Source organism: Stenotrophomonas sp. YJH_SMC_101-4, from assembly GCF_059370395.1.
In genome coordinates this window covers 369530-389776 of sequence record NZ_JCAFTP010000003.1, presented here as the reverse complement: position 1 = coordinate 389776, position 20247 = coordinate 369530, and the positions used below count along the sequence as shown (strand labels likewise).

General features: G+C 67.0%; 16 protein-coding genes. 4 read left to right on the top strand and 12 right to left on the bottom strand.

Going from position 1 to position 20247, the window contains the following annotated elements:
• Nucleotides 1-146: 146 nt before the first annotated feature.
• Nucleotides 147-1868: an ATP-dependent RNA helicase RhlB gene (gene rhlB / locus AC5P8D_RS12615; protein ID WP_010481045.1), complete on the bottom strand. Its 1722-nt coding sequence runs from the start codon at nucleotides 1866-1868 to the stop codon at nucleotides 147-149.
• 510 nt (nucleotides 1869-2378) lie between these two features.
• Here rhlB and trxA point away from each other — a divergent pair.
• The 3 genes from trxA (at nucleotide 2379) to AC5P8D_RS12600 (ending at nucleotide 6462) form a co-directional block, all read left to right on the top strand.
• Nucleotides 2379-2708 (top strand): thioredoxin, encoded by a 330-nt coding sequence (gene trxA, locus AC5P8D_RS12610; RefSeq protein ID WP_005411275.1) that lies wholly within the window; start codon nucleotides 2379-2381, stop codon nucleotides 2706-2708.
• Between the two features lie 229 nt (nucleotides 2709-2937).
• Nucleotides 2938-4680 carry a transcription termination factor Rho gene (gene rho / locus AC5P8D_RS12605; RefSeq protein ID WP_029379723.1) on the top strand — a complete coding sequence of 581 codons (1743 nt, stop codon included), beginning with the start codon at nucleotides 2938-2940 and terminating at the stop codon, nucleotides 4678-4680.
• A gap of 207 nt (nucleotides 4681-4887) precedes the next feature.
• Nucleotides 4888-6462 carry a sensor domain-containing diguanylate cyclase gene (locus AC5P8D_RS12600; RefSeq protein WP_495203374.1) on the top strand — a complete coding sequence of 525 codons (1575 nt, stop codon included), beginning with the start codon at nucleotides 4888-4890 and terminating at the stop codon, nucleotides 6460-6462.
• 34 nt (nucleotides 6463-6496) lie between these two features.
• Here the strand turns inward: AC5P8D_RS12600 and AC5P8D_RS12595 are convergent, their stop codons facing one another.
• From AC5P8D_RS12595 to AC5P8D_RS12545, 11 genes are all read right to left on the bottom strand, one after another.
• Nucleotides 6497-7387, bottom strand: coding sequence for an energy transducer TonB (locus AC5P8D_RS12595; RefSeq protein WP_049453033.1), 891 nt, complete (start codon nucleotides 7385-7387; stop codon nucleotides 6497-6499).
• Nucleotides 7388-7448: 61 nt separating this feature from the next.
• Nucleotides 7449-9179 carry a bifunctional isocitrate dehydrogenase kinase/phosphatase gene (gene aceK, locus AC5P8D_RS12590; RefSeq protein ID WP_049480666.1) on the bottom strand — a complete coding sequence of 577 codons (1731 nt, stop codon included), beginning with the start codon at nucleotides 9177-9179 and terminating at the stop codon, nucleotides 7449-7451.
• Nucleotides 9180-9344: 165 nt separating this feature from the next.
• Complete coding sequence (locus AC5P8D_RS12585) at nucleotides 9345-9704, bottom strand: hypothetical protein (RefSeq protein ID WP_495203373.1); 360 nt, start codon at nucleotides 9702-9704, stop codon at nucleotides 9345-9347.
• Between the two features lie 53 nt (nucleotides 9705-9757).
• Nucleotides 9758-10174, bottom strand: coding sequence for a roadblock/LC7 domain-containing protein (locus AC5P8D_RS12580; protein WP_057502417.1), 417 nt, complete (start codon nucleotides 10172-10174; stop codon nucleotides 9758-9760).
• Nucleotides 10167-10715, bottom strand: a complete 549-nt coding sequence (locus AC5P8D_RS12575) for a GTP-binding protein (RefSeq protein ID WP_010481027.1) — start codon at nucleotides 10713-10715, stop codon at nucleotides 10167-10169. The genes AC5P8D_RS12580 and AC5P8D_RS12575 overlap by 8 nt, the downstream gene beginning before the upstream one ends.
• Nucleotides 10708-11673: a hypothetical protein gene (locus tag AC5P8D_RS12570; RefSeq protein ID WP_019660846.1), complete on the bottom strand. Its 966-nt coding sequence runs from the start codon at nucleotides 11671-11673 to the stop codon at nucleotides 10708-10710. The genes AC5P8D_RS12575 and AC5P8D_RS12570 overlap by 8 nt, the downstream gene beginning before the upstream one ends.
• A 278-nt stretch (nucleotides 11674-11951) precedes the next feature.
• Nucleotides 11952-14174 (bottom strand): NADP-dependent isocitrate dehydrogenase, encoded by a 2223-nt coding sequence (locus AC5P8D_RS12565; protein WP_071305941.1) that lies wholly within the window; start codon nucleotides 14172-14174, stop codon nucleotides 11952-11954.
• Nucleotides 14175-15069: 895 nt separating this feature from the next.
• Nucleotides 15070-15582, bottom strand: a complete 513-nt coding sequence (locus AC5P8D_RS12560; RefSeq protein WP_126560168.1) for a hypothetical protein — start codon at nucleotides 15580-15582, stop codon at nucleotides 15070-15072.
• A gap of 43 nt (nucleotides 15583-15625) precedes the next feature.
• Entirely contained in the window at nucleotides 15626-15919 is a 294-nt protein-coding gene (locus tag AC5P8D_RS12555; RefSeq protein ID WP_005419771.1) for a LysM peptidoglycan-binding domain-containing protein, read from the bottom strand.
• A 212-nt stretch (nucleotides 15920-16131) separates the two neighbouring features.
• The gene (queF, locus tag AC5P8D_RS12550; protein ID WP_010481022.1) at nucleotides 16132-16950 is read right to left on the bottom strand and encodes an NADPH-dependent 7-cyano-7-deazaguanine reductase QueF; all 819 of its coding nucleotides are present in this window, start codon (nucleotides 16948-16950) and stop codon (nucleotides 16132-16134) included.
• Between the two features lie 523 nt (nucleotides 16951-17473).
• Nucleotides 17474-18793 (bottom strand): M20 family metallopeptidase, encoded by a 1320-nt coding sequence (locus AC5P8D_RS12545; RefSeq protein WP_495203372.1) that lies wholly within the window; start codon nucleotides 18791-18793, stop codon nucleotides 17474-17476.
• A gap of 189 nt (nucleotides 18794-18982) precedes the next feature.
• Between AC5P8D_RS12545 and AC5P8D_RS12540 the strand changes: the two genes are divergently transcribed.
• The gene (locus AC5P8D_RS12540) at nucleotides 18983-20227 is read left to right on the top strand and encodes an efflux RND transporter periplasmic adaptor subunit (protein ID WP_053443605.1); all 1245 of its coding nucleotides are present in this window, start codon (nucleotides 18983-18985) and stop codon (nucleotides 20225-20227) included.
• Nucleotides 20228-20247: the final 20 nt, after the last annotated feature.

Sequence of the window (20247 nt, the reverse complement as noted above, 5' to 3'; positions counted from 1 at the left end):
CGACGTCGTGGAGATGGTGGCGCGATTGGTGATAGCCGCGGGAGCAGCCGAGCGTAGGCTCGGCTCTACAGGGCGGCATGGGGGCTGTAGAGCCGAGCCCATGCTCGGCTCAGTGCGGACCAAGGTCCGCACCCACCATCGGCGGCTTAGTTGCCCGACAGCATCCGGCGGATCTTGCGGCCGATGCGGGTCAGGAACGAATCACCGGTATCAGCGGCGGTACGCACCGGCTTGGCCACCACCTGCACCGGGGTGACCGGGCTGGCGCCATTGCCGGCAGCGCTCTGCACGCCCTCGGCACCTTCGACCGGACGGCCGTGGCGACGACGACGGCGCTTGCGCGGCTTGTGCTCGCCGTCCACCGCACCTTCCGGTGCGCCTTCGGCGCGCGGCGGGCGCGGCGGACGCGGGGCCTGGGCAACGGCGCCTTCGGCACCGGCGGCCGGGGCGGCAGCGCCCTGTTCGCCCTCCACGCGCGGCTTGCGCGGGCCACGCGAACGGCGCTCGCCGCTGCGCTCACCGTCGCGACCACCACGGCCACCACCGCCTGAACGGCCGCCACTACGGCCACCGCCCCGACGCTCTTCCTCGGCGGCGCGGGCTTCGCGCGCTTCGCGGAAGATCTGGCCGACGCTTTCGTTGTCCTCGCCTTCCTCGCCTGCTGCGGGGGCCGGGCGTTCCGGGCGCGGCAGCGGGGTCAACAGTTCCTTGGTCACCGGCTCGGACGGAATCTTCTGCTCGATATAGGCCTCGATGTCCGGCAGGCCCATTGCATAGCGCTCACAGGCGAAGCTGATCGCGTCTCCCTCTTCACCCAGGCGCGCGGTACGACCGATGCGGTGCACGTAGTCTTCGGCATCGAACGGCAGGTCGTAGTTGTAGACGTACTTGATGCCGTCGATATGCAGGCCGCGCGCAGCCACGTCGGTGGCCACCAGGATTTCCAGCTGGCCCTTCTGGAAGCGGTTGAGCAGGCTCTCACGCTTCTTCTGCGGCACGTCGCCGGACAGCACGCCCACGCGGTAGCCGGCCTTTTCCAGCGAACGCGCGACACGCTCGACGAACACCTTGGTGTTGACGAAGACCATGGTGCGCGCGCCTTCGCTGCGCGACAGCAGGCCCAGCAGCAGTGGGATCTTCTCGTCGTCGGCCGGGAAGTAGATGCGCTGGCGCACGCGCGCGGCGGTGATGGTCTCGGCTTCGACCACCAGCTTCTGCGGCTCGTTCATGTGCTCGTAGGCCAGCTCCAGCACGCGATGGCTGAGGGTGGCACTGAACAGCAGGGTCTGGCGGGTGGTGCGCTCGGGCATGCGGCGCAGCAGGAAGCGGATGTCCTTGATGAAGCCCAGGTCGAACATGCGGTCGGCTTCGTCCAGCACGCAGATCTCGCAGGCGTGCAGCGACACCACCTTGTGCTGCTTGACGTAGTCGATCAGGCGGCCCGGGGTGGCGATGATCACGTCCACGCCCTGCTGCAGCAGTTCGCGCTGCTTGTCGTAATCCACGCCGCCGTAGACCAGCGCGAAACGCAGGCCCAGGTCGGAACCGAACTTCACTGCATCCTTGTGGATCTGGATGGCCAGTTCGCGGGTCGGGGCGAGGATCAGCGCGCGCGGATCTTCCGGCTTGCGGTCGGCCAGGGCCGGACGCGTCAGCAGGCGGTTCACGACGGCGACCAGGAAGGCCAGGGTCTTGCCGGTGCCGGTCTGGGCCTGGCCGGCAACGTCACCACCGGGCAGCGCGACGGGCAGGGTCAGCGCCTGGATCGGGGTGCAACGGGTGAATCCGGCTCCTTCAAGGCCGGCCTGCAGGGCCGGGTGCAACTCAAAGGAGGAAAAGGTCAAATCGGTCAGCGGTTTGTCGCTCATGAGTCCGTCTTGGTATGGCCGCCGGCCCGTGGGGCGGCTGGCACTTCAGCGTCTAGGGGCACCGTCGCAAACTGCGGCCCCTGCGGCGGGTTGGCAGGCTGGGACCACCCGGTCCGCGCGCCGCACAATGCCCCAGTTTAACGCACTCGGGCCAGCAAACCGGAATGACCTGTCTCATAAAGTCAAGAGACGGCGCCCTTCACCCAGCCACACCGGACTTGAACGGCCCTGCCAGGCCCGCTGGTGTCGCCCACTGCCAGCCCCATGTACAGGAAGACAGTGAAATCCGACACATACCAGGCATCGAAGCGATCACGATACGCTGGGTTCCAGCCGGCGCCTGTCCCTGCCCTGCGATAGGGGTACACTGCCGGCCGTGAGCGTCCAGGCATCCCGCCGAACGCACCGCGGCAGTGCGCCGCGAGGCAACGACGAGGGTCGCGCCACCGGGCATGGCCCAGTTCACCCACCTCCGGCATGGCCGGGTGCAATCCAAGACGAGAAACCAAGATGAGCGACAAGGTTGTACATGTCGGCGACGCCGACTTTGATAGTGCAGTGCTGAATTCCAAGGAACCGGTGCTGGTCGATTTCTGGGCCGAGTGGTGTGGCCCGTGCAAGATGATCGCCCCGGCGCTGGACGAGCTGGCCGATGCCTACCAGGGCCGCGCCAAGATCGCCAAGGTCAACGTCGACCACAACCGTGCGCTGGCCGCCAAGTACCACGTGCGTTCGATTCCGTACCTGGTCGTGTTCAAGGACGGCGAGAAGGTTGGCGAGCAGATCGGTGCGGTGGGCAAGGCCCAGCTGGCCGGCCTGCTGGACAAGGCCCTGGCCTGATTGCTGCTGTTCTCCGGCAGCCGCCGACCGCGGCTGCCGGCGGGCGCCCCGCGCCCATGATGAATGCTGTTCCCGGCAGCCCTTGCACGGCGCCGCAGGCCGATGATAGTGTCGGCATATCCGGCCGCGTTCGCGTGCCGCACCCTCTGGACGCAGTTTCCTCCAGACCCATTCCCAACGTTCGCCGCCCCAGCCGGGCGCTCGCACCTTCAAGCGAGGAATAACGCTCTTGTCCGATAACACTTCCGAAACCGGCAGCGCCGATGCGCCCGCCGAAAAGCGCGTGCGCAAGCCCCGCGTGAGCAAGGCCGCCGCCCCGGCAGCCGCCGAAACCAGCGCCGCTCCGGCGCAGCCGACCCTGCCGCTGGCCGCCGCGCCCGAGGCACCGGCTGCTGCCCCCGCACCGAGCGCGCCCGCCGCCGAGGCCCCTGCCAGCAGTGGCGGCGGCGAAGGCGGTGAGGGTCGCGAATCCGGCCAGCCGCGCCAGCAGAACCACCAGGGGGGCGGCCAGAACCAGGGCCAGAACCCGTACAACCAGAACGGCCAGCAGGGCCAGGGGCAAGGCCAGGGCAACCGCCGCGACCGCTTCCGCAACCGCCGCGACCGTGACCGCAACAACCGCTTCCGCGACGATGGCCTGCCCAACGACGGCGGCGAGCAGCAGCCGTTCGTGCCGCGCCCGCACGCCAACGTGCCCGAGGGCTTCCCGGTCTACTCGCTGAGCGACCTCAAGCGCATGCCGGCACAGAAGCTGCTGGAAATCGCCGAGCAGCTGCAGATCTCCGAAGGCGTGGCCCGCGCCCGCAAGCAGGATGTGATCTTCGCCCTGCTGAAGGTGCTGACCCGCCACGGTGACGGCGTCGCCGCCGACGGCGTGCTGGAAATCCTGCCGGACGGCTTCGGCTTCCTGCGCGCGGCCGAAGCCAGCTACCTGGCCGGCCCGGACGACACCTACATCTCGCCCAGCCAGATCCGCCGCTTCAACCTGCGCACCGGCGACCACATCTCCGGCCGCATCCGCTTCCCGAAGGACGGCGAGCGCTACTTCGCGCTGAACATCGTCGACACCATCAACGGTGAGCCGATCGAAGCGTCGAAGAACAAGGTGCTGTTCGAGAACCTGACCGCCCTGTTCCCGCGCCGCCGCTTCACCCTGGAGCGTGGCAACGGTTCGTCGGAAGACATCACCGGCCGCATCCTCGACCTGATGGCCCCGCAGGGCAAGGGCCAGCGCTCGCTCATCGTGTCGCAGCCGAAGGCCGGCAAGACCATGATGATGCAGCAGGTCGCTACTGCCATCACCACCAACCACCCGGACGTGCACCTGATCGTGCTGCTGATCGACGAGCGCCCGGAAGAAGTGACCGAAATGCAGCGCACCGTGCGCGGCGAGGTCATCAGCTCGACCTTCGACGAGCCGGCCGCGCGCCACGTGCAGGTGGCCGAAATGGTCATCGAGCGCGCCAAGCGCCTGGTCGAGCACAAGAAGGACGTGGTGATCCTGCTCGACTCGATCACCCGCCTGGCCCGTGCCTACAACAACGTGGTGCCGAGCTCAGGCAAGGTGCTGACCGGTGGCGTGGACGCCAACGCCCTGCACCGCCCGAAGCGCTTCTTCGGTGCCGCGCGTAACGTGGAAGAAGGCGGCAGCCTGACCATCATCGCCACCGCGCTGGTCGACACAGGCTCGAAGATGGACGAGGTGATCTACGAAGAGTTCAAGGGCACCGGCAACAGCGAAGTGCACCTGAGCCGCCGTATCGCTGAAAAGCGCGTGTTCCCGGCCATCGACATCAACCGTTCGGGCACCCGCCGCGAAGACCTGCTGATCGAGCCGGAACTGCTGCAGAAGATCTGGATCCTGCGCAAGCTGCTGCATCCGATGGATGAAATGGCTGCGATGGAGTTCCTGCTCGACAAGATGAAGAACACCAAGTCCAACGACGAGTTCTTCGGTTCGATGAAGCGCTGATCCACGGCGCTGCATCGGAAGAAACCTGCCGCTCGCTGCGGCAGGTTTTTTTTTGCCTGCAGGGCGACGCACTTCACTTCGCCGCCGCCCACTTTTGGCGATAATCCGCCGGCCCCTGCCCGGCCCTGACGGCCTGGCCACCGATTCCCGCTGTCGCCCCTTCCGGAGAACCGGTCGGGTCCAGCCTCCTGCCGGATCCGTCGACGCATGCGAACGCTGTCTCCCCGCCTCAACCTGGGCAAGCTGATCCTCGCCCTGGCCCTGCTCAGTGCCATCATCGCCCTGGCCAACACCCTGCTGGCCAGCTACCGGGTGCAGCGCGACCAGCTGGTCGGCAACACCCTGGAAGCCAACCGCGTCTATGCCACCAAGCTGGCCGAGACCACCCAGAACTTCCTGCTGGCCGCGCAGCAGCAGCTGGCCTATGCCGCGACCCGCCTGGGCGAGCACGACCTCGATCCGAAGCAGGCCCAGGATGAAGCCAGCCGCCTGCAACTGCAGTCCAGCAGCTTCAACTCCTCGCTGGTGGTGGACGCCGACGGCCTGGTGATCGCCACCTCGCCGCAGACCCTGCAGCTGCAGGGTGAGGTGCTGCACAGTGCCGGCAACAACGCGGCACTGGCGGCGCGCCAGCCGATGATCAGCGATCCCTACCAGTCGGCCACGGGCAAGCTGCTGGTGTCGCTGTCGCACCCGATCTTCGACCGCCAGGGTCGCTATCGCGGCTACGTAAGCGGCACCCTGTACCTGCGCCAGCGCAGCGCACTGCACACGCTGCTGGGCAAGCACTACTACCGCGACGGCTCCTACCTGTACGTGGTGGACCGCAATGGCCGCCTGCTGTACCACGCCGATGGCAAGCGGGTGGGTGACTACGTGGTCGGCAACCCGGCGGTGAAGGCCGTGGTGCGCGGGGAGCGTGGCGCACAGCAGGTACGCAACAACCGTGGTGTGTCGATGCTGGCCGGCTATGCGCCGGTGGCGGCCACTGGCTGGGGCATCATTGCCCAGCGCCCGACCGAGGCCACCCTGCAGCCGCTGTCACGGTTGATGACCGCGGTGATCTGGAATGCGATTCCGCTCGGCCTGCTGTCGCTGCTGGTTACCTGGTGGTTCGCGCGCCGCATTTCGATGCCGCTGTGGCAGCTGGCGCGCAATGTGCAGGGCGGCGAGGACACCGGCAATGCGATCAACCATGTCAGCGGCATCCGCGCCTGGTACTTCGAGGTCGCCCAGCTCAAGCAGGCCGTGCTGCACAGCTTCAATGCCCTGCAGGATCGTATCGGCACGCTCAACCGTGCCAGCCGCACCGACCCGCTGACCGGCCTGCTCAACCGCCGCGGGCTGCAGCAGGCGCTGGACGCGCTGCAGGTGCAGGGCATTCCGTTTGCGATCCTGGCGCTGGACATCGATCGCTTCAAGTCGATCAACGACAGTTACGGGCATGACGTCGGCGACAACGCCATCGTCCACATCGCCGACCAGATGCGCCGCTACTCGCGCGACAGCGACATCCTCTGCCGCGCTGGTGGCGAGGAATTCCTGCTGCTGCTGCCGGGCATCAGTACTGAATCGGCCCGTCAGGCCGGTGAACGCCTGCGCCAGCACATCGCCGACCATCCGTTCGAACCGGTCGGCAACATCACCGTATCGCTGGGCGTGGCCCACTTCCCCAGCTTCCATGTCGACGCCGAGCAGGCATTGCGGCTGGCCGACAAGGCGCTGTACATGGCCAAGGAACAGGGCCGCAACCGGGTGGTGGTCTACCCGTACGCCGACTGACGCGGAGCCGGGCTGCCCGGCTCCGCAGCGGGTCTCAGCTCTGTTGCAGCGGGGTCAGCAGGCGCAGGCCGCGCTTGGCGCCGTCCACCATGTAGACGCCGCCTTCCGGCAGCAGATCGCTGCCGGCCTGCTCGACCGGGTCGGCCTCGTGCCACGGCACGCTCTGCCGCGGCCCCGGAATGAAAGCGCGCCAGCGGCCATAGCGTTCCGCCTCTGCATTGGGATCATGGTTCAGGGCGAAGTTCACCGGGATGCGAACCGTCCAGCTGTCCCGGGTGCTGTCCTCGCCGGTGGTCGGTGGCTTGAAGGTCCAGGTGCGGGCGGTGCTGACGCTGGCTCTGGCCAGGATGTCGCGCATCTTGGCCAGGGTCCGCTCGGACGCGACCACAGCCATGTTCACCTGCTCGGCGGCCACGTCGGCCACTGTTCCGTCGCGCGCCACCTTGACCAGCAGCAGCACCTCACCCTGGCCACCGTTTCGGTAGGCCGCCTCCGGGTAGCGCGGCGGTGTCATGTGCAGCGGGGTCACCGAACCAGTGGCCTTCGGATCGTACTCGCTGAAGTCGACACTGGTCATGCTGATTTCATAACCGCCGTCGGCCGCAGCCTTGCCGCGCAGGCGAACGCGCAAAGGGGCCCTCGTGGCCACCGCCTGGCCATCACGCAGCGTGGGCTCGAAGCGCCAGCCACCGATGGTGCCTTCGACGAAGGAGGCGATGCTCGGGGCGACCATGGCTTTCTGGTCCAGCACCAGCGAACTGACCGCGCCCTCCGGCGTGACCTCGATATGACCGGACAGCACCATGCTCATTTCCGCAGTCGCACGTACAGCGCGTGCGGTCTGCGCAGTGGCGTCACCTGCAAGCAGGGGGGCGCCGGCACCGACGGCCAGCGCGAGGGCGAGAAACAGTGGAGAACGCATCATTGCCGGATCCTTGGTGATGAACAGCGAGCGTACCTCAGTCCCAATACCCATGACAGCCGGCTCAGGCCAGCCGGTGTGCACCCGCATAGGGCGGCGTATCCGGATAGTCCCCTCGTGCGAAGCGTTCCTGCAGGCCCTGCCACCAGCCCGGGTCGAACAGGTGCCGGTAGTGCTCGCGCACGGCTGCCAGCTCCGTAGCCGGCAGGCCCATGAATGGACCGAAGCGCTCGGGAAACACATCGCGCGGGCCAACATGGAACCAGGGCTCGTCGGCCATGGCCTCCTCCGGCGTACGCGGCTGCGGCCACGCACGGAACACGCAGTCGCTGACCAGGCACAGCTCGTCATAGTCGTAGAACACGGCCCGGCCGTGCCGTGATACACCGAAGTTCTTCGGCAGCATGTCACCGGGGAAGATGTTGTTGCGCGCCATGTCGGTGATCGCCTGCGCGTAGTCGAGCACCGCTGCACGTACCGCCTCCCCGCCCTGCTCGCGCAGGTACAGGTTCAATGGACGGAAACGGCGCTGCACGTAGCACAGTGCGATCTCCACCTCATCGCCATCAGCGCGTACGCTCTGCGCGCACTGCTGCAGCAGTTCGTCCAGCAGGGCCGGCGCGAAACGCGCGCGCGGAAAGCGCAGATGACGATAGGGCTGCGCATCGAGCAGGCGGCCGACACGATCGAGATTGAACACCAGCGCGTACTTCTCTTCCACCTGCTGCCGCGACATCGCCTTGGGCCACGCGAAACGGTCGCGGATCAGCTTGAACACCAGCGGATAGCTGGGCAGGGTGAACACCGCCATGACCATGCCCGGCGTGCCTTCGGCATGCACCAGCCGCTCCTGCGGGTGCTCGTTGAAGTGGCGGAAGAACGTGCGGTAGCGCTCGGTCTTGCCCTGCTTGGCACGTCCCAGCACCGTGTAGATCTCATCGATGGGCTTGCCCGGCAGCAGGCTGCGCAGGAACACCACGGCATCGCCCACCGTACCCAGATCGGCCTGGAAGTAGCTGCGCGACACGCCAAACAGATGGGCAACATCACGGCGCCGGGTCAGCACCGCATCGGCACGCAGGCCGCGCGCGTCGTTGACCAGGGCAATCACGCAGGGTGAGAAGCGGTGCTCGCCGAATACACGTCCAACCAGGTAGGCGCGGCGCTCGCGGTAGAACACGGTGTCGAGCAGTTCGATGCTGCGTACCGGCGTGTCCCCCCAATGGGCGAGGTCGTCCTGCAGGCGCACGGCGATGGCCGCCGCGCAGCGCAGCTGGTGCGCGTACGGAATGTCGAAACGATAATCGGCCAACACGCGTTGCAGGGCCTCCACCGGCCGCGTCGGCGAGACGGCATAGGTATGGCGCGCGACGGGATGGGTGATTGCATCGGAAGGCTCGACGTCGAAAGCAATGAATTCCAGCGCCGGGTCCACGCCGCGGGTAGCGAACAGGCGCCGCGACAGCGTGTTGTAGAAGGTCTTGTACAGCTCGGCGTCGATCAGGCCCTGCAACAGCGCGCTGTAGCCAGCGTGCACCTGCAGCCACAGCGCGCGCTCGCCGATCGCGTCACCGGCGAGGCGGCGCAACGCATCCATCTGCTCGGCGATGCACAGGTCGTAGAGGGCGATGCGCTCAACCGCATCCTGTCGCGCACCGGCCCAGTCGCGCTGCTCGAAGCGCTGCCGCGCCCGCGCGGTGATCGCCGCGAAGCGGGCATGGTACTGCTCGAAACCATCGCGGATGGCACCGGCGATACGCGGCGCCAGCTCGGTAGCGATGTCAGGCTTGGACATGCATGGCTCACCCGGGAAGACCGGCTTTACCATACGCTGGCGTGGGGTTGCTTGTGTAGAGCCGAGCCCATGCTCGGCTGATCCAGGCAGAAGCAGCCGAGCATGGCTCGGCTCTACAGTTGCAAAGAGCAGTCGGGCGGGCTCGACTCTACCGAAGCCAATGGCTCAGATCGCCAGTTCGGACTCCACGTCCTGCACCTTGCGCCGGGCCAGCGCCAGGTTGGACTTGGTACGGTCCAGCACGATGTAGAAGAACAAGCCCTTCTTCTTCGCCACCGGGCGCATGATGTGGTACGCCTTGCCCAGCGAGATCAGGATGTCCTCGATGCTGTCATTGAGGTTCAGCGACGTGGCGGTCTTCATCTTGGCGCGGATCACTTCGGTGTTGCCGGCGGCGGCCACTTCCATGTCCATGCCGGCACCGGCTTCGCCCAGCAGCATGCCGCTTTCGTAGTCGACCAGCGCCACTGCCTGCGCGCCGTCGATGCCCATCAGTGCGTTCAACGATTCATTCAATCCAGCCACGTCGCACCCCTTGTCGATGTTGGTTCGAGCCCCTCGTTCCCCTGCGGCCGGGCTCACGATCCGCCGAGTTCGGCCAGGATCGCCTGGCCACATTCCCTGCTCTGCCACAGCACCTGGCCGATCACGCTGCGCTGGTCGCAGGCCGCCATCAGCAGCAGTGGTGCACGTCCCTCGGCCTGGATCGCCAGCATCAGCACCTTGCCGCCGGCCGCCTCCAGCATCAGCGTCTGCAGATCCCCCAGCAGCAGTTCGCGCCCGACCGCCGCGGCCAGCGCCAGCATCGCGCTGGTCATTGCCGCCAGCCGTTCGCCGCGCCCTTCGGCACCAGCGCTGACCAGGGCAAAGCCATCGACACTGGCCAGCACTACCGTGCGCACGCCTTCCACCCGCTGCTGCAGGTCCTGCAGCAGCGGCTGCAGGCGCGCACGCTGGCCGGCATCGGGCAGCACCGCCATCTGCCCGTCAGCCATGCGCGGCCACCAGTGCGTGCGCTTCCATTTCGCTCATCAGTACATCCATCAGCAGCAATCCCTGTTCGCGGTCGCGGGCATCCACCGCCAGCAAAGGCAGCGGTTGATCATCCAGGCTGGCGCGTGCAGCCCAGTCGTCCAGCGCAGCGTGCGGCGCCTGGTCGAGATGGGTGACCGCCACCACCAGCGCCAATGACGCTGCGAACGGCTGCAGCACCTGCAGGTAGTCCTCCAGCTCGCCGGCCAACCCGGCACGGCGCGCGTCCAGCAGCAGCACCGCACCACGTGCCCCCTGCAGCAGGATCGGCCACAGGAAATCAAAGCGCTGCTGGCCGGGTGTCCCGTAGAGCCGCAGGCGTTCGCCGTTGGGCAGGTCGATGTCTGCGTAGTCCAGCGCGACGGTGGTGGAGGCCTTGTCGGCACCGAGGCGATCACTGTTGGCCACATCGGTGTCGATCACCGCACCGGCCGCGATGCTGCGCACGAGTGTCGACTTGCCGCTGCCCATGCCACCGAGCACGACCACCTTGTGCTCACGCATTGCGCTCGCTCCCACGCAGGTGGCGCCACAGGCGGGCAAGCAGGCCGTTGTCAGTGCCATTGCCGCGTAGTGCCGTCATCGGTGCCGCCGGGGCGCTCTGCAACTGTGCGTAACCGCAGAGATAGGCGGCATGGATGAAATCACGCACCGCCGCAGCCGGCAACTCGAGCAGCATCGCGCATTCTTCAACCGTGCACGCGCGCTTGAGCAGCAGCGAACACAGGCGGAAGCCATCGTGGTCGTGACCCAGCACGCGGAAATCCGGCCAGCGCAGCACCTTCACCGAGGCGCCACGCAGGCGTTCGTCCAGTGCCTGCCAATGTCGGCTGCGCTGTGCCCACTGCCACAGCAGGGGCCGCAGTGGCTGGCGCGGCCGCTCACCGGCCAGGGCCTGCAGGCGAGCCGGCGTGAGCGCATCCAGCTGCAGGCGCTCGAAGGCATCGGCCAAACGCTCCACCAGCGCGCTCGCGGGCTCCTGCAGCAGCACGGCCTGGTCATGCTCGAGGTCCATCAGCAGGACGGGGTCACCCGCGTCACTCAGCAGTGCCTGCCCCTGTCGCAGCGGCAGCCGCTCGCGCAGCAGACGGGTGATGGCATGCGCACCATCGGCCAGGCGGATCGGTGCGGGTGCGTGCATGGTCAGGGGCTCCACTGCCAACTGCATCCCGCGCAGGGCGCGGCCGATGGCACCGTCATCAAGTATGTCCTGAGGGCCATCGCCGTCGCGCAGCTGGCCCCCCAGATCCTCGATCCAGCACTGCAGTCGCGGGCGTTGCTGGCGCATGCGCAGGGCCGCGTTGCGCAGCGCCGGCGTATCGCGGATGACCAGCAGGTCGCAATCGTCCAGATCCTGGCTGCGGCGGATCTGGCCGTCCGGCAGCGCCGATGCTACGCGTAGCCGCTGCAGCAGGGCCTGCTCGCCCTGGATGTCGGTTCCCACTACCAGCACGCGTGCCATCCGTGTTCCCCGTGCGGCCACCTCCCCGGTGGCCTCGCGTCGCCAAGGCTAGGACATCGCCAGCGGCAGCCGTCGTGATCGACTGCTCAGATCGGAAGCGGTTGCAGACGGTGTCCGATCGGTTCTGCGACAGCCATCGCGGGCAAGTTTCATGCCGCTTTGACGGCATTCCGACAGCCAACGGATGTCACGGTTCTGGACGCGGGTCGAATGGGGCCGCCCAAAAAGAAACCCGCGCCGAAGCGCGGGTTCCGGGGTCACGACCGAACGGCGACGGATCAGCCGCGCAGCTGCTCCAGCGCGGCGTTGAAGGTCGCGCTCGGGCGCATCGCCTTGCTGGCCTTGGCCACGTCCGGGCGGTAGTAGCCGCCGATGTCCACGGCCTTGCCCTGCACCGCGATCAGCTCTTCAACGATTTTCTGCTCGTTGTCGGTCAGTGCCTTGGCCAGCGGAGCGAAGCGCGCCTTCAGTGCAGCATCTTCGTCCTGCGCGGCCAGGGCCTGGGCCCAGTACAGCGCGATGTAGAAGTGGCTGCCACGGTTGTCGATGCCACCCAGCTTGCGCGACGGCGACTTGTCGTTGTCCAGGAACTGGCCGTTGGCTTCGTCCAGGGCCTTGGCCAGCACACGGGCGGCAGCGTTGTCGTAGCGGTTGCCCAGGTGTTCCAGCGAGGCGGCCAGGGCCAGGAACTCACCCAGCGAATCCCAGCGCAGGTAGTCCTCTTCGACGAACTGCTGCACGTGCTTCGGCGCCGAACCACCGGCACCGGTCTCGAACAGGCCACCACCGGCCATCAGCGGCACGATCGACAGCATCTTGGCGCTGGTGCCCAGCTCCATGATCGGGAACAGGTCGGTGAGGTAGTCGCGCAGCACGTTGCCCGTCACCGAGATGGTGTCCTCGCCCTTGCGGATGCGGGCCAGCGAGAACGAGGTCGCTTCCACCGGTGGCAGAATGCGGATGTCCAGGCCGTTGGTGTCGTGGTTCTTCAGGTACTGCTCGACCTTGGCGATGACCTGCGCGTCGTGGGCGCGGGCGGCATCCAGCCAGAACACGGCCGGGGTGCTGCTCAGGCGGGCGCGCTCGACGGCCAGCTTGACCCAGTCCTGGATCGGCGCGTCCTTGGTCTGGCACATGCGCCAGATGTCACCGGCTTCCACAGCGTGCTCGAACACCACGGTGCCAGCGTCGTCGGTGACCTTGACCACGCCATCGGCGGCGATCTGGAAGGTCTTGTCGTGCGAGCCGTACTCTTCGGCCTTCTGCGCCATCAGGCCGACGTTCGGCACCGAGCCCATGGTGGCCGGGTCGAAGGCCCCGTGCGCCTTGCAGTCGTCGATGACGGCCTGGTACACGCCGGCATAGCAGCGGTCCGGAATGACGGCCTTGGTGTCCTGCAACTTGCCTTCGGCGTTCCACATCTTGCCGGAGTCGCGGATCATCGCCGGCATCGAGGCGTCGACGATCACGTCGCTCGGCACGTGCAGGTTGGTGATGCCCTTGTCCGAATTGACCATCGCCACGCCCGGACGCTGTGCGTACTCGGCAGCCAGGTCGGCTTCGATGGCGGCGCGGGTGGCTTCCGGCAGCGACGGCAGGCGCGCAGCCAGGTCACCGATGCCGTTGTTGGCATCGAAACCGGCCTGCTTCAGCACGTCGGCATGCTTGGCCAGCACGTCCTTGTAGAACTCGTTGACCGCCACGCCGAACATGATCGGGTCGGAGACCTTCATCATGGTCGCCTTCAGGTGCAGCGAGAACAGCACGCCCTGGGCCTTGGCATCGGCGATCTGCTCAGCGATGAACGCGGCCAGCGCCTTGCGGCTCATCACCGCGGCATCAACGATCTCGCCGGCCTTGACCGCGGTCTTTTCCTTCAGCACGACGGTGCTGCCGTCCTTGCCGTGGAAGGTGATCTTCAGCGCACCGGCGTTGGCCAGGGTGGCCGACTTCTCGCTGCCGTAGAAATCACCGGCGGCCATGTGCGCGACGTGCGACTTCGAATCCGACGCCCAGGCGCCCATGCGGTGCGGGTGCTTGCGCGCGTAGTTCTTCACCGACAGCGGTGCGCGGCGGTCGGAGTTGCCTTCGCGCAGCACCGGGTTCACCGCACTGCCCTTGACCTTGTCGTAGCGCGCCTTGTAGTCGCGCTGCTGGTCGTCGGCCGGGGTTTCCGGGTAATCCGGCAGCGGATAGCCCTGGTCCTGCAATTCCTTGATGGCCGCCTTCAGCTGCGGCACCGAGGCGGAGATGTTCGGCAGCTTGATGATGTTGGCGTCCGGGGTGGTCGCCAGCTGGCCCAGCTCGGCCAGGTCGTCGCTGACCTTCTGCGCGTCACTGAGCAGTTCCGGGAACAGCGACAGGATGCGGCCGGACAGCGAGATGTCACGGGTTTCCACCACGATGCCTGCGGTGGCGGTGTAGGCGCCGACGATCGGCAGCAGCGACTGGGTGGCCAGGAACGGGGCTTCGTCGGTCAGCGTGTAGAGGATCTTGGACATGGGGGACTTGGACTCTGTAGCAATGCTCAGGGGAAGGCCGGCGCCAGCGCCGGGCCACGTGCAACCGTGTCGCTTTCCCCCGTCGCCGTCAGGGTGGGCGCGCGGCGGGGAAACCCCTGCATTGTCGCGTTTTCAGCCGCGCGGGGCAAAGCCACGCCATACGCGCCGGTACTGGACCGCTGTGTTTCGTCGTTGGCTCGCTTCCGGTCTGGAAGCTGAGGCTTGATGGCTAATTCGACTTCCCGCTCGTGGAGGCACGCATGACCCACTCCGACAATCGCTGCCCCCACTCGGCACGCCTCGGACAGGTCAACGTCTGTGCGCGCCTGCTTTGCTGGAAGTTGCAGACACGGAATCCCCCAACGACGGCGGCCAGGCTGGCGAGTTCATCAGCCGTCGCTGCAGAACCTCGGATGTGCAGCGAACCGGCGCCAGATGATCCGGGTCGAACGTAGACGTCGTACCGGGTGGAAGGTCCTTCCGCCCTTGCATACCCCGACACGACATATCCGCCATCCGTGAAGCGCAGATCCGGCGTGCTTCCTGGCACAGGCTTTTCGGGGGCATCGCCCTCGTAGATCAAGGCGACTTCCCTACCATTACGCCTGATGCGGTGCAGACCAAAGTCAACAGGTGCCTCGTAGGTCACGGACATGTCTGTCGGCACCCGCACACAGGCGCCGTATAGGAAGTGGTCGCAACTGTAGCTCCAGAGATTCGCGGGTCCCATTGCGAGCGTGAGCGCAATCCAGCTGAGCATCCTATCCCCTACCTGGCCGTGTTCCGTTCAGCGTATACCGGCAGCCCCCTCCCCAAGCGGGCATCGCCAATAAAAAAGGACGCAGCCTCGCGGCTGCGTCCATCGTGAGCCCTGCCGGGAGAGAGTCGGCTGGACTTACTTGACCTCGAACTCCTGCGGCGTTCCGGCCGCCTTGCCATCGACGGTGACTTCGGCGCGGTACTTGCCGGCCGGCCAGCCCTTTGCATTCTTGAAGGTGACGTTGGTGGTTTCCGCACCGCTGGTGTTCAGCGTGGCATTCTGTTCGCCGGCCACCTGGCCGTCCTGGTAGGTCAGCTTCGCGCCAACGGTGACGTTGTTGGCGGCACCGTCGGTCTTGACCGAGACGATGATGTCGTCCTTCGGCGCGAACAGAGCCGTCGTCGCAACCGACTTGTCGGCGGCTGCGGTCTTGCCGACCGTGACCGCCGAGACGCTGACAGCAGCGGCTTCGGCCATCGGCGGCGGCGCGCCGGTCATCGGGGCCGGTGCTGCCGGTTCGGCCGGAGCAGTCGCTGCCGGAGCGGCATTGTTGTCGGTCGACTCTTCTTTCTTCTTGCAACCGACCAAGGCGACGCTGCCCAGCAGGGCGGCGATCAGGGCGGTCTGGAGCGGGGCGGTCTTGATCATTCGGGGTTCCTCCCAGGGATTGTCGGACGGCGTTCTGGCCGGCTTACTTCGGCGGCAATTTCAGGGTCTGGCCCGGGAAGATCTTGTCCGGGTCATCAAGCACATCGCGGTTGGCTTCGAAGATCTTCTTCCAGGCATTGGCGTCGCCCAGATGCTGCTTGGCGATCTTCGACAGCGAGTCACCCTTCTGCACGGTATAGGTGCCGCCGCTGACAACGTCTGCGGTGCTGTCCACCGAGGCGCTGACGCCGGAGAAGTCCGCCTTCGGCACCTGCTCGGCGGTACTGTCGACGCTGCCACTGACGCCGGAGAAATCGGCTTTCTTCTCGGTACTCATCCACAACTCCCGTCTGCATGACTACGTGGTTCGCACGGTGCCATGGAGGTTGTTAAATGGGGATGGTGCAGATGTGAAGCCGCCCCCGGGGGCGGCTGAACAATCGGGAGAGAAGGTGTCCGGTCGTGCCGGCCGCTGGCCGGCTTGCCCTGGACACCGGTTCCACGTGGTTGCCGGCCAGCGGCCGGCACGACCGGTAACCGCCTGCTGGGTTACTGCCGCAGTTCGCGGTAGGTCGCAGCCGGGGCGGCGATGCCGGGACTGGCGCGCCAGGGATTGATATCCAGGCCACCACGGCGGGTATAGCGGGCCTCCACTTCCAGCCACTGCGGCTGGCAGCGCGAAGTCACCTCGCTGAAGATCCGCTCAACGCACTGCTCGTGGAACTCGGCGTGCTCGCGGTAGCTGACCAGATAGCGCAGCAGGCCGGCACGGTCGATCTTCGGCCCGCGGTAACGCAGGCTGACCGTGGCCCAGTCCGGCTGGCCGGTGACCGGGCAGTTGGACTTCAGCAGCGACGAGACCAGGGTCTCTTCCACCACCTCACCCGCATCGGCGGCGAGGAAGTCCGCCTGCGGCGGACCGTAGCAGTCGATCTCCACGTCCAGCCCGTCGATGGATTCACCGAGCGGCGTCTCACGCAGGCCCGGCAGGCCGAACTCGACCTGGACCGGCGCACCGGCGCAGGCCGACAGGTCGGCCACCAGGCGCTCGCGCAGTGCCTCGGCGCTGTCGATGCGGGTGCTGTTGAGGGAGTTGAGGTACAGCTTGAACGACTTCGATTCGATCAACCGCGGCGAAGTGCATGGCACCTGCACGGTGGCGACGGCGACCTGCGGCTTGCCACGCGGGTCGAGCCAGCTCAGCTCGAAGGCGTGCCAGCGGTCGTGGCCGACAAACGGCAGCGCGGCGTCATCGAGGCCGATCTCGGCGCGGGCGCCGCTGCGGGGGATGGGGAACAGCAGGCCGGGATCGTACTGCGACGGGTAACTGACCTCGCGACCGAGGCTGGAATCCTGTGGGGTGTTCATGGGCGTCATTGTATCGCGCGGAGGGCGGGCCTTCGGCCGGGCCGGCCAACGGCGGAGCCCCTCCGTGGTGGTTCAGGGCAGGATCTCGGGGTCGGCCGGGAGGGTGGGTTGGCTGGGGGCCGCTGCAAGTACGTCCATGTAAGCTCGGTCGCCGCATCCATGCGGCTCACGCCCCCAGCCAACCCACCCTCCCGGCCACGGACAGTTTCCTGCGCCACCACGGGAAAGATCAGAAAATCAAGATCAAAAGCCGATCCTTCAGACGTTCATGACGTCCGCCGTGTCGACCAAGGTCGACACCTACCAAAGCAGAATGTCGTTCTGACAGCAGCAGGAAACTGTCGAAGGCGGGGTGGGTCCGGTTGAGGGGGTGTCCGCGGCATGGATGCCGCGGCCAAGCCCCCAGGGACGGGTTTACGGCGTCCCCCTCAACCGGACCCACCCCGCCATCCCGCGGAATGCACGCTTTTGACGTTGACGTTGATTTGAGCGGGTGCAGGGCTGCAAGCCCTGCCGGAAACCCTCACCCCGCCGGAGTGCCGGTACCGTGCAGGTAATCCAGGCTCACCTGCAGCAACGCGCGCAATCCCACATCCAGCGCCTTCTCATCCAGCAGGAACTTCGGCGAATGATTGGCCGGCGCCGTCGCCGGGTCGATGCCCACGCTGGTGGAGCCGACGAAGAAGAACATGCCCGGCACTTCCTTCGCGTACAGCGAGAAATCCTCCGCACCCATCTGCAGCGGCGGCTCGTACACGTTGTCCTTGCCCACCACCGCCTGCAGGCTCGGCAGCATCTTCGCGGTCAGCGCCGGGTCGTTCACCGTGGCCGGGTTGCCCTCCGATTCGTAGATGTCGGTCACCGCCTTGGCACCGTGCGCAGCCGCCGTGTGCTCGGCCACGTTGCGCAGGTCGGCGAAGATCTGCTGGCGCATGCCTTCGTCGAAGGTGCGGATGGTGCCGACCATTTCCACTTCATCGGGAATGATGTTGTAGCGGATGCCGCCGTTGATCGCGCCGAAGGTCAGCACCGCCGGTTGCTTGGACAGATTGGCGCGGCGGCTGACGATGGTCTGCGCGGTACCGACCAGATCGGCGGTGGCGACGATCGGGTCAATGCCGTTCCAGGGGGCCGAGCCATGCGTCTGGCGACCGATCACCTTGATCCCGAAGCGGTCCGACGCTGCCATCAGCGGGCCACCGCGCACGGCGATCTGCCCGGCCTGCACACTGGAGAACACGTGCAGGCCGAATACCGCCTCCGGCTTGAAGTCGGCGAACAGGCCTTCCTTCAGCATCAGTGCGGCACCGCCCTCTTCCGGCGGCGGTGCACCTTCCTCGGCCGGCTGGAAGATCAGCATCACCTGGCCCGGCAGGTCCTTCTTCATCGCCACCAATGCTTCGGCCACGCCCAGCAGGGTGGCGGTGTGCGCGTCATGGCCGCAGGCATGCATCACGCCCACGGTCTGCCCGCGGTACTGGTCGGTGGCCTTGGAGGCGAACGGCAGGCCGGTCTGTTCGGTCACCGGCAGCGCGTCCATGTCCGCGCGCAGGGCGATCTTCGGGCCCGGCTTGCCGCCTTCGATGATCGCCACCACGCCGTGGTGGGCGATGCCGGTCTTCGGCTTCAGGCCCATCGCACGCAGGCGCTTGGCGACCTCGGCCGAGGTTCGCACCTCGCGGTTGGACAGCTCCGGGTGCTGATGGAAGTCACGGCGCCATTCGACCACCTTGGCCTGCAGGCGCTGGGCGGCGGCGGTCACTTCGGGGCGTTGCCCGTCCTGGGCATGGGCAAGGACCGGCAGGGCCAGCAGCAGGGCGGACAGCAGCAGCGAACGGCGCATCGCAATCTCCACGGCAAAGGGGGTTCCAGCTGAATGTAGGGCAACGCCGCCGCCACGGGAACCTCCGCGGCCAGATCCGGTCATAGCGCCCGTCCCATCCGTCATGCAGGAAACGTGATGTGGCGCAGGTATGCTTTGCGCATTGCCAACCGGGGCCGCGCCCCGTCCAGCCCTCTTGGAGTCCTTGTAATGTCACGTGTTTGGAAGATCGTGCTGCTGGTCGTGGCGGTACTGGTGCTGGCCGTGGTCGGCCTGCGCGTACTTGGCGGGGGCAAGGACAAGGCCGGTGGCGCGGCAGCAGCTGCGCGCCAGGGCGGTGAAGACCCGGATGCCGGCCCGGTGCCGGTCACCGTGGTGGATGCGGCACGCCAGGACGTGCCGGTCTATGCCAGCGCGCTGGGCACGGTGACGGCAATGAACACCGTCACCGTCAGCCCGCAGGTGGGCGGACAGCTGATGAGCCTGAACTTCCGCGAAGGCCAGGAAGTGAAGAAGGGCGATGTGCTGGCGGTGATCGACCCGCGCACCGCCCAGGCCAGCTATGACCAGGCGGTGGCATCCAAGCGCCAGAACGAGGCGCTGCTGGCCACCGCGCGCTCCAACTACCAGCGCTCGAACGCGCCGGAGTATCGCCAGTTCGTCGCCAAGACCGATCTGGATACACAGCGAAACCAAGTGGCACAGTACGAAAGCGCAGTCGCGGCGAACGAGGCCAGCATGCGCTCGGCGCAGGTACAGCTGCAGTACACCAAGGTCACCGCGCCGATCACCGGCATCGCCGGCATCCGCGCGGTCGACGCCGGCAACGTGGTCAACGCCGGCACCGCGCTGGTCACGCTGACCCAGATCCATCCGATCCACGTGCTGTTCAACCTGCCCGAGCGCCAGCTCGGCGATGTGCGCCAGGCGCAGGCCGCCGGTGCGGTGCCGGTGGCAGCGCTGGACCGCGCCGATTCGCACGTGCTGTCCGGTGACGGCAAGCTGGACGTGGTCGACAACCTGATCAGTGCCGACAGCGGCACGTTCAAGGCACGCGCGATCTTCGACAACACCGACAACGGCCTGTGGCCGGGCCAGTTCGTCAACGTGCGCATGCAGCTGCGCACGATTGCCGGCGGCGTGGTCATTCCGACCCAGGCGGTGCTGCGCGGGCCGGATGGCGAGTACGTCTATGTCGTGCAGGGCGACAACACGGTGAAGATGCAGACCGTGCGCAGCGGCGTGGAAGTAGGCGACAGCCAGGTGCAGATCGCCGAAGGCCTGAAGGGCGGCGAGCGCGTGGTCAGCGAAGGCCAGTTCCGCCTGAAGCCGGGCAGCAAGGTCACCGCGCTGAAGCCGGGCGAGACCCCGGTCGCACCGACCGAGGCCGAACTGAAGGCGGCCGAGCAGAAGAACGGTGGCGGCAGTGGCCGTCGCGGTGGTGGCCCGCGCTGAGCGCAGGCCACAGTTCTCCC

Bases quoted from the DNA above. Each gene is read 5' to 3' on its own strand.
- rhlB (WP_010481045.1), bottom strand. From the start codon at position 1,868: ATGAGCGACAAACCGCTGACCGATTTGACCTTTTCCTCCTTTGAGTTG.
- trxA (WP_005411275.1), top strand. From the start codon at position 2,379: ATGAGCGACAAGGTTGTACATGTCGGCGACGCCGACTTTGATAGTGCA.
- AC5P8D_RS12600 (WP_495203374.1), top strand. From the start codon at position 4,888: ATGCGAACGCTGTCTCCCCGCCTCAACCTGGGCAAGCTGATCCTCGCC.
- AC5P8D_RS12595 (WP_049453033.1), bottom strand. From the start codon at position 7,387: ATGATGCGTTCTCCACTGTTTCTCGCCCTCGCGCTGGCCGTCGGTGCC.
- aceK (WP_049480666.1), bottom strand. From the start codon at position 9,179: ATGTCCAAGCCTGACATCGCTACCGAGCTGGCGCCGCGTATCGCCGGT.
- AC5P8D_RS12580 (WP_057502417.1), bottom strand. From the start codon at position 10,174: ATGGCTGACGGGCAGATGGCGGTGCTGCCCGATGCCGGCCAGCGTGCG.
- AC5P8D_RS12575 (WP_010481027.1), bottom strand. From the start codon at position 10,715: ATGCGTGAGCACAAGGTGGTCGTGCTCGGTGGCATGGGCAGCGGCAAG.
- AC5P8D_RS12570 (WP_019660846.1), bottom strand. From the start codon at position 11,673: ATGGCACGCGTGCTGGTAGTGGGAACCGACATCCAGGGCGAGCAGGCC.
- AC5P8D_RS12565 (WP_071305941.1), bottom strand. From the start codon at position 14,174: ATGTCCAAGATCCTCTACACGCTGACCGACGAAGCCCCGTTCCTGGCC.
- AC5P8D_RS12560 (WP_126560168.1), bottom strand. From the start codon at position 15,582: ATGATCAAGACCGCCCCGCTCCAGACCGCCCTGATCGCCGCCCTGCTG.
- AC5P8D_RS12555 (WP_005419771.1), bottom strand. From the start codon at position 15,919: ATGAGTACCGAGAAGAAAGCCGATTTCTCCGGCGTCAGTGGCAGCGTC.
- queF (WP_010481022.1), bottom strand. From the start codon at position 16,950: ATGAACACCCCACAGGATTCCAGCCTCGGTCGCGAGGTCAGTTACCCG.
- AC5P8D_RS12545 (WP_495203372.1), bottom strand. From the start codon at position 18,793: ATGCGCCGTTCGCTGCTGCTGTCCGCCCTGCTGCTGGCCCTGCCGGTC.
- AC5P8D_RS12540 (WP_053443605.1), top strand. From the start codon at position 18,983: ATGTCACGTGTTTGGAAGATCGTGCTGCTGGTCGTGGCGGTACTGGTG.